Origin of the sequence: Streptomyces sp. SID3343, assembly GCF_009865215.1 — a bacterium.
Lineage (GTDB): Bacteria > Actinomycetota > Actinomycetes > Streptomycetales > Streptomycetaceae > Embleya.
The window spans coordinates 1-3,392 of the sequence record NZ_WWJX01001178.1 but is presented as its reverse complement, the minus strand read 5'-3'; the positions used below and the strand labels follow the sequence as shown (position 1 = coordinate 3,392).

At 67.2% G+C, this 3,392-nt stretch carries 5 protein-coding genes; all 5 read right to left on the bottom strand.

Going from position 1 to position 3,392, the window contains the following annotated elements; all coding sequences use genetic code 11:
• Positions 1-246: 246 nt before the first annotated feature.
• Positions 247-708, bottom strand: coding sequence for an NUDIX domain-containing protein (locus GT354_RS37260; protein ID WP_161360813.1), 462 nt, complete (start codon positions 706-708; stop codon positions 247-249).
• A 466-nt stretch (positions 709-1,174) separates the two neighbouring features.
• A complete protein-coding gene (locus GT354_RS37255) occupies positions 1,175-1,747 on the bottom strand; it encodes a class I SAM-dependent methyltransferase (RefSeq protein WP_161360812.1) in 573 nt (190 codons plus the stop codon).
• A gap of 198 nt (positions 1,748-1,945) precedes the next feature.
• Positions 1,946-2,110 (bottom strand): hypothetical protein, encoded by a 165-nt coding sequence (locus GT354_RS54955; protein ID WP_237535843.1) that lies wholly within the window; start codon positions 2,108-2,110, stop codon positions 1,946-1,948.
• A 267-nt stretch (positions 2,111-2,377) separates the two neighbouring features.
• Positions 2,378-3,127, bottom strand: a complete 750-nt coding sequence (locus GT354_RS56785) for a Scr1 family TA system antitoxin-like transcriptional regulator (protein ID WP_346012346.1) — start codon at positions 3,125-3,127, stop codon at positions 2,378-2,380.
• A gap of 4 nt (positions 3,128-3,131) precedes the next feature.
• The coding region (locus GT354_RS37240) for an IS30 family transposase (RefSeq protein WP_161355674.1) at positions 3,132-3,392 on the bottom strand (261 nt) is incomplete at its 5' end.

Below are 3,392 nucleotides of genomic sequence, written 5' to 3'. Positions count from 1 at the left end.
GCGGAACGCAACGGGTGGTGCGGGTGGGAACGACTCCCGCCGCCGAAGGCGAATCCGCAGCCGGCCCACCTACCCTCGAACTGCCCAAGGGCCGCCCGAAACCCGGGCTACGCGGGCGGACCCCGCTGCCCGGTGCCGTAGAACCGCGTGGGAACAACTCCCGCCGCCCAAAGGCGAAGCCGCCGGTGACGGCCGGTCCCCGTCAAGGCCCGGCCGGCCGAGGCCGAGTGCGCTCGACCGAGGCGTCTACGAGCGTCGCACCGAACCCGATGGCCAACCATGAACGGTGAGGCCGGTGTTGCCGTCGAGGTATCCGCGCAGTCCCGCCTCCGGGTAGGGGATGAGCTCCTCGGGAAGACCGTGGACGGCGAACCAGGCGAGCCGCAGGCACTTGTCGGGTTCCCGATTGATCGGTTCGTTCTCCCATTCGGTGGCTTCGAAGAAGAATCCGATGCGGCCGGGGGCGCCGTCACCCTGATGGTGATGGACGGTGTGGACGAGCCGGATGTGATCGGGATCGACGACGACTCCGGTTTCCTCGGACGCCTCCCGAACCGCAGCGGCCGTCACGGTCTCGCCGGGGTCGAGCTTGCCCGAGGGGGCGTGCCACAGTCCGTGCCCGTACGAGCCACCACGCTGGGACAGCAGGATCTCATCTCCGCGGCGAAGGATCAGGTGCACGTCGATGACGGGGCCGGTGTGGGTCATGTTCTCTGTCCGGGTCGCAGGACGGGGTCGGGTGCGACGGTAGCCGACCGAATCCGGATCGCGGGCAGGATCGCCGCGGATGCACTCGCGGGGGTGAGGGCGTCCGCGTCCAAGCGCAGAGTGGGCTCCGTCATGGCTTCGAGGATGTCGATCGCCATTTCGTAGAGGTCGAGTTCGCGGTAGACGTACGGCGTGCTCGGCGTGCTCGGCGTGCTCGGTGTCGCGCGGGTGTCGGGTGATCGCTGCGACGGTGGTGGACTTGCCGACTCCGCCGGGTCCGTCCACGGTCGGAATGTAGGCGGAGGCGTTCACCGGGCGGACGCCGGGTTCGTGTCGGCGCTGCGGTGAGTTCGGTCAGTCGGCGGCGGACTTCCGGGGGCGGGGGCCGGGAGAAGGCGACGTCGACGGAGAAGCCGAACTCGTGGCGGCCCCACATGGCTTCGTCGGCGCCGTCGCCGGTTCCCGGTCAGAGACGGCGGGCCGCGACGATCGTTGCAGCGAGCGGTGTCGTGAGCACTTCGGTGGCGTTCAGGGCCGGATGGGTGAGGTAGAACAGGCGGAGTTCGTCCACTTTGCCGCCGAAACGAGGCGGCCAATGGGGCGAAGGGGTGAAGTCGTCCAGGATGAGAAGGCCACCGGGAGCGAGCAGTTCGACGACCCGCTCGGGGTCGTCACGCTTGCCTCCACCGTCGCAGAAGAAGACATCGAAGGGGGCGTACTGCTCAAGCAGCCGCCAGTCCCCGGTGAGAACGTCGACCCGGTCGTCGTCCGCGAAGACACCGGCCGCTCGACGGGCCAAATCCTCGTCCCGCTCCACCGTGACCAGGCGCGCACCCGCGCCGAGGCCACTGCGCAGCCAGGCAGTACCCACTCCTGAGCCGGTGCCGCTCTCCGCGACGACGCCATTCGGCTTCGCGGCCGCGGCGAGGCCGAGCAGCCTGCCTACTTCCGGGAGGCAACTGTTCTCGAATCCCGCCTCGACAGCGACCCGCTCCGCGGCTGTCACGCGGGGCGGAAACGCACGTTCCGTCGTCATCACGATCCCCCTTAACCGTGAACACGACGCTATCCGCGGGTAGTTGCTTCCGTACGGAGTTCCGCCTGCTCGGCCCCGTCGACCTTCCCGGCCACGGCATCAGCGACACCACGCGAGCGAACGCGCCTAGTTTCGCGCGGACTTGCCGAGACGGACCAACAGCGCCCGCATGTGCAGCGGCGTGCTCCGGTCATGCCCGATTCAGGGCCGCCGGGGATGGTCGAACCACGTTTCGATCGAGCGCTTGTACCCGTCGGGCGTGAACAGGTCGGGGATCTCGGCGCGGGCGAAGAGGCCGATCTCCTTGTGCTCATGGCTGAGAACCGGGGCCGTCGTGGTGTCGAGGGGGTGGACGCCGAAAGTCACGATCAGGACGCGCCGGTCGGGAACGGGTTGGTAGACCCACGTATCGAGAAGCGGACCCGTAGGTCTCCCAAGCAGTCTCCTCCGCGGCCCGACGAGGGCGTCCAGGGTACGGACCACGGCACCGTAATCGGGGCGGTGCTTGGAGCACCATGCCACCACCCGGAATCGCGGCGATCTCGATGCGATCGTCGGGTGCGGCGCCGGGCGCGGTTCGCCACGCGACGTTCGAGAGGTCGATGGCGTACAGGTCCGCCTTGTCGTGAGCTGTCATGCCTGGACGTGGCCTCCGGCCTTGGCGGCAGCGATGAACTGCCGCCAAGCGGCCTGTGAAACGCGACTTGCCGGGAGATGCGGGTTCTTCGAGTCCCGCACCGCCACGGCAGGAAGCGCGCCAAGTTCGGCGATCTCGACGCACTGGTCGTTGTTCGCGGTGTAGGAACTCTTCCGCCAAGATGCGTCGTCCAGGCTGACGTTGTACAGATCGGTTACGTTCATGCGGCGAGGTCTCCTTTCTATACTCGTGATCAAATCGCGGCTCTCTTCGGACGAGAGAGCTGCATCGGCAAGACCCTTGTAGAGCCGGTGTACACGGCGTAGGTCCATCTCCGCCTCCATGAACACGCTACCGGCGACCGATTCGGCGAATGCAAAATCGTTGACGCTGTCGAACTCGAAGATATTGAACGAACCGCTCTGAGTGCCGTTCTCCCCGCCTTCCCGAGGGATGACGCGCAGCGTGACGTTGGGGAGTTCGCTGGCGTTCAGTAGCTGACGGAGTTGCCGCCGGAAGGGGTTGTCCTCGTCCGTCAGTCGTCGCTGGGAGAGTTCAGCCGGTGGATCGACAGGTACCTGTGCGACGGTGAAACTGCCGCCGTTGGAGCCCGCGTAGGTGTCCGGGAACGTTGGCCTGGTAGCTCGACCGCGCCGAGGGTGGTTGGCACCGCGCTCGGTGGGTTCTGCGGGTCGAAGTCGACAGAGGGCCCCACTTGGGGCGGATTCCAGGGGTCGTCGCAACACATGATCACTGATGTGTCGTGGCGAGCAGTTTATGCAGGCGCTCGGCTGGGGTTTCCCAGTCGAGCGTTTTGCGTGGGCGGCCGTTGAGTTCGGCGGCGACGGCGTCCAGGCGTTCGCGGGTATGGACGGACAGGTCTGTGCCTTTGGGGAAGTACTGCCGGATCAGGCCGTTCGTGTTTTCGTTGGAGCCGCGTTGCCATGGGCTGGCGGGGTCGCAGAAGTAGACCGGGACGTCGGTGACGACGGTGAAGGCGTGGTGGGAGGC